Genomic DNA, 5,333 nt, shown 5'->3' on the forward strand with positions numbered 1-5,333 from the left:
AGAAGCGTGCGGCGGCGTTTTCATTGCGGAAAACGCCCATAGATACACTAGCCCTGCACTACACCTCCAGGAAAAATACTCCAGGGTGTAGACCGCCTACATCAATGATGTAGACAATCTACACCCTGATCGATGGGCAGGCAAGGTTTGTCTTTCAAAATCTCGAATGAGGTTCTTGAGGGGCTTTGTCGCTGGGAGGAAAGTATGGGGGAGAAGCAGATTTCTCCGTTCCCTTTGGGAGCTACGAAATGACCAAACAAAGGGACCTTGTCCTCTCGATCAGAGCTCCGCGAACATGACGAGTGAATCGACGAGGCCCCTTGATGGATGCTGAAAGGCCAGCGGCAGCCTTCCTACAATCGCAAACCCGAGACTCTGCCAAAGTTTTACGGCGCGGTCATTCGTACTGACCACAAAGTTGAACTGCATTGCACGGAAGCCGGAGTGTTTTGCCTGCTCTTTGGAATGCAGGCACATCGTTCGGGCAATGCCTCGGCCGGTTGCGCGCACTGCCGTCATGTAGCCGCAGTTGCAGACATGCGATCCGCCGCCGCGTTGATTGGCGCGCAGGTAATAGGTGCCGAGAATCTCACCGGCATCTTCCGCGACAAAGACCTGGTTACCGGCTGAGAACCAGTAGGCAAGCGCCTCATCGCGTCCGATATCCCGAGGCAAGGTGTATGTCTCGCCGGCACGGAAGACGGGCTCGAGGATGAGCCAGATGCTATCGGCGTCGGCTACGCTTGCGGGCCGTATTGCGCTAGCAGAGCGGGTGTTGACCATGAGTGCATTATCTCTTTCGGAAGGAGTATGCGTTTCCTTCGCATGGGTGCCCCGCCCTCGCAACGCTAGGGCGGGTGCGGAGACCCTGGATTCCTACCCAAACACAGAATGAATCTATCGATTTCGGCTGACAAAAATCTCATGACCCAGGCAGTCGCTACCGAACAATTTGGCATCACACATCTTCGTCCGGGTGTGCGGGAAAGCCGACGCCGGTCGATCCCTCTGACGATTTGCAGGGCAAAACAATATGAATCGCAAGCTGTGTGTCTTTCTTGCTGCTGTTTTCTTTCTCCTGGCTGCTCCCGTATTTGCTACCGTCTCGGTTTCCAGTCCCCAGAACGGCTCGACGGTGAGCTCCCCGGTCAGTTATGTTGCCACGGCTACTGYGTCGACCTGCTCCAGCGGCGTCGCCGCGATGGGGATCTATGTCAATAACTCGCTTGTCTATCAGGTGAACGGCGCCTCGCTGAACACCAAGCTCACGATGAGTCCGGGTTCGTATTACACAGTGGTGCAGGAGTGGGATAACTGCGGCGGTTCGACGACTACGCCGGTCAGTATTACGATCCCCGGCGGCAGCACACAGAACGGCGTTACCATCAGCTCGCCCGCGAACAACAGCACGGATACTTCGCCTGTGACCTACACCGCCACGGCAGGCAGCACCACCTGCGCGGCAGGTGTGGCAGCGATGGGCATCTACGTCAATAACACGCTTGCCTACCACGTCAACGGCGCGTCGCTTAACACCAAGCTGACTCTCAATCCAGGCTCATACAACACCTTCGTGCAGGAGTGGGATAACTGCGGCGGAGCGCTCAATACACCGGTAAACATCACGGTCAGGAATCAGGCGCCGCCTACAGTCAGCTTCACCGCGACCTCTTCCACGATTACGGCGGGCGGCTCTTCCACGCTCAAGGTCGTCGCCGGCGATGCCACCAGAGTCGTTATTAGCGGAAACGATGGCTCCAACTACACGCTCGCCGCGACCGGCGGAACGCAGGTGGTCACACCCAACGCCACAACCAACTACACGGCAACCGCCACGAACTCGGATGGCAACACTTCGGTGGTTGCTACGGTTACGGTTGTGCCCGCGGCCGATCTACAAAAGATCAATCATGTTGTCTTCATGCTGCAGGAGAATCGCAGCTTCGACAGCTACTTCGGCATGCTGAATCCGTATCGTCTGAGCAACGGCTGGAATATCGGCCAGGATGGCAAGACGTATAACGTCGACGGCATTGACGATAAGCTCGCCAGCGTCAGCAACCAGAATGATGAAGGTGTCTCGTATCAGCTCTTCAAATTGAAGAGCTCCTGCATTGATGACGCCAGCTCTTCCTGGCTGGAGAGCTATGGCGACGTCAGCCGCTATGACTTCAGCACGCTGCGGGGCATCAATCTTGACGGCTTCGTGCACACGGCCGAAGGCTTTGCGAAGTCGTGCCTGCAGTCGGGAGTCTGCTCCGGCAACTATACGGACACAAACGGTATGCGTGTGATGGGGTATTACGATCAGGGATTCCTGAACTACTACTACTACATGGCGTCGCAGTTCGCCGTCTCTGACCGCTGGTTCTCACCGCTCTCGAGCAAGAGCATTCCCAACCGCATCGCCACCTTTACCGGTGGAACCACACAGGGCCTGGTCTTCGATCCCGGTTCGAACGATCACCTACCGCAGCTTGGCCTGCCGACCATCTTCCAGGAGCTGGACCAGTCCAGTGTGAGCTGGAAGGTTTACTACACGGTCACTCAGGGTTCATGCCTCTCCGCGGATGACTGCACGGGAGGCGCGGCGGCGCAGTTCCCAGCCACCGTCCTCAGCTACTTCGGGTGGGCAAACAAGTATCTGTACCAGAACCCTTCGGGATCAGCATGCGTGGCTCCGACGCAGAAGTCCAGTGTTGTCGGCGATGCTTCCAACTCTTTCTGCATCGATCCCAACCATGTTGCACCTCTCTCGACTTACTTTACTGACCTGACCAACAACACGCTGCCGAGCTTCTCCTTCATCGAAGCGGGCTACGGCAATAACGATGAACATCCAGGCTCCGGCGGGTCGAACATCGTAGGACAGGCGCAGGTGGCTAAGGTCATCAATGCGTTCACGGCCAGCCCGGCGTGGTCGAATTCCGTCTTCTTCCTGAGCTATGACGAAGGCGGCGGGCCGTATGACCATGTGCCTCCGGTGCCGGGTGCATCGAACGCGAATACCGATGCCTCACTCGGCTCCATTCCGGACGTCGCGCAGATCTCCGTGAATGCCGATTCCTACAAACCCTGCGTACCCAGCGGTGGAGTACCGACCACACACTGCGACCTGAACTCGAATGACCCCGGAGCCAACGCGGCCGACGCACCTGCCAAACAGGGCTTCGCAGCGCAACCGAATCTGCTGGAGTTCTTCGACTTCAATGCAGTGCCGTGGTCAACGCCGCCGACGCCTCCGGTGCCGGTGAGCGTGCAGTCGCTTGGGTATGACCCGTGCACGCCTACGAAGATGTATTAGGAACGAGATCACGAGATTCAATAAGAAGTTTTAGTCGGCGGTTTATCCACGGAGAGCCTGTTTGCTCGCTATCATCCATTCAGGCTGGCGCTGACAGTCGCGCCATTGCAGAAGCTCCCTCGATGGCCGCTGCGACTCTCTCAAAGGAACAACGCGAGACACTCTTCAAAACGCTGCAGGAACGCTTTGAGAGGAATGGGAACCGTCATGCAGGGCTTGCATGGCATGACGTGCAGGCAAGGCTCGAACGAAAGACTCGGGCGCTTTGGACGTTGATTGAGATGGAGCGGACCGGCGGTGAGCCGGATGTGATCGGTAGAGATGATGAGACGGGGGAATACATCTTCTGTGATTGTTCGGCCGAAAGTCCCGACGGTCGCCGAAACGTCTGCTATGACCGGGAAGGGCAGAAGAAGCGGGAGAAGGAAGGCCTACCGGTCGCGGGTAATGTTCTGGATATGGCGGCGGAGATCGGGATTGAGCCTTTGGACGAAGAGCAGTATCGAGAGCTGCAGAAGCTTGGGAGCTTCGACACCAAGACGCAGAGCTGGTTGAAGACGCCGGATGAGATTACGAAGCTGGGCGGAGCTATCTTTGGCGACCGGCGCTATGGGCGCGTCTTTGTGTATCACAACACTGCGCCCTGCTTTTACCGCGGCAGAGGGTTTCGCGGATTGTTTAAGGTTTGATGGCGGTTCGAGCTGCGGTTGAATGGCTCTCTCTGCGGGTTGAATGGTGCGGACGGGTGAAGAGCGGACCTCAGCAGCTGAAGCCGCTTGCTTCTTTGGCGTATGTGCGGCATGGCTGAAGCCATGCCCTTAAGCAAAACGGTTCGAACTGATGCTCGAATACCCCAAAGCGAATCGAGTTCGCTGAGGATCCCGACGATCCCGTCCATCGCGTTACCGCTCAACGAACAAAGTTCGTCGGAGATTCATAAGCGATGGATGGGCCATCTAGAGTATGGTAGGCACATTTGTCGGTAAGACCTTGGGTTCTCATTCATTTGCCGTGCCACAATGAGGCATGATGCCTTCGAATCTCGCCGCTAACTGGATTGCTGCCTGGAATTCGCATGATCTGGACCAGGTAATGGCGTTCTACACGGACGACTTTGAAATGTCGTCTCCGCATATCGTGAACATTATGGGAGAACCTTCCGGTACCTTGCACGGCAAGCCCGCCATCCGTGCTTACTGGCAGAAGGCCATGGGTCTGTTTCCGGGTTTGCATTTCACGCTGGAGACGGTTTACACCGGAGCGAATTCAGTGGTGATCTGCTACACCAACCAGGCGGRCCGCCGCTGTGGGGAAATCCTTTTCTTTAACGATGAAGGCAAGTGTTTCCGTTCAGCCGGGAACTACGCGTGAGGTAGTTGAATCGTTGAATCGTTGAATAGTTGAATAGTTGAATGGTGCGTGGCGGAGTGAAGATCGAGGCGCCCTTCGATGGCGTGACAAGGTACAAGTAGCGTGCGGTGCTCGCGAATCGTCATATACTGCGCTCACATGATCTGCGCGCGTTCCCGCTGGAAAAAGCTCTTTGGTCTCGCGACAGCCACTCTCATGGCAAACTGTGCGTTTGCTGCCCTGGGTCAGACCGTTTCTGCCGGCCAACCTGCGGATTGCGCTGCGTATGCCTCCGTTCCGCTGCCCGCCGAGGCACAGACGGTTCCTGCTCCGAAGGTATTTCCGGCGTGTGCGTCTTATCGCTCCTATCGCGGTATCGGGCAGGCCGTGAACTACGCTGAAGCGCGTGCCTGTGCGTGGCAGGAGCGGCTTGCGCAGAAGGCTAAGCTCGCGCAGAACCCGGATCAACCTACGAGCTGGGTGGTTGGCGGTTCGCTGATTCTGGCCGATCTCTATGTCAACGGCGCAGGAGTGCAGCGTAACGTTCCCCTGGCGATGCGGTTCGCCTGCGAGACGGAAGAGTGGATGGCGACAGGCGCACTGCCGGAGATTGAGAAACGCGCCCGCGGCAATCGTGAGCCGTTTGAGTTCTGCGACTATGCAGGAAACACCTTCACGA

At 57.1% G+C, this 5,333-nt stretch carries 4 protein-coding genes and 1 pseudogene; 4 read left to right on the top strand and 1 reads right to left on the bottom strand.

Going from position 1 to position 5,333, the window contains the following annotated elements; translation table 11 throughout:
• Nucleotides 1–279: 279 nt before the first annotated feature.
• On the bottom strand, nt 280–783 hold the full coding sequence (locus AB4043_RS20000; protein WP_442303099.1) for a GNAT family N-acetyltransferase: 504 nt from the start codon (nt 781–783) through the stop codon (nt 280–282).
• 250 nt (nt 784–1,033) lie between these two features.
• Here AB4043_RS20000 and AB4043_RS20005 point away from each other — a divergent pair, with 250 nt between their 5' ends.
• The 4 genes and pseudogenes from AB4043_RS20005 to AB4043_RS20020 form a co-directional block, all read left to right on the top strand.
• Complete coding sequence (locus AB4043_RS20005) at nt 1,034–3,304, top strand: alkaline phosphatase family protein (protein WP_442307887.1); 2,271 nt, start codon at nt 1,034–1,036, stop codon at nt 3,302–3,304.
• Between the two features lie 122 nt (nt 3,305–3,426).
• A complete protein-coding gene (locus AB4043_RS20010) occupies nt 3,427–3,993 on the top strand; it encodes a DUF4256 domain-containing protein (RefSeq protein ID WP_442303101.1) in 567 nt (188 codons plus the stop codon).
• 337 nt (nt 3,994–4,330) lie between these two features.
• The gene (locus AB4043_RS20015; RefSeq protein WP_442307888.1) at nt 4,331–4,675 is read left to right on the top strand and encodes a nuclear transport factor 2 family protein; all 345 of its coding nucleotides are present in this window, start codon (nt 4,331–4,333) and stop codon (nt 4,673–4,675) included.
• 195 nt (nt 4,676–4,870) lie between these two features.
• A pseudogene (locus AB4043_RS20020) lies at nt 4,871–5,333 on the top strand (hypothetical protein); the annotation flags it as partial.

This window comes from Terriglobus sp. YAF25 (genome assembly GCF_052113305.1).
Taxonomy (GTDB): domain Bacteria; phylum Acidobacteriota; class Terriglobia; order Terriglobales; family Acidobacteriaceae; genus Terriglobus.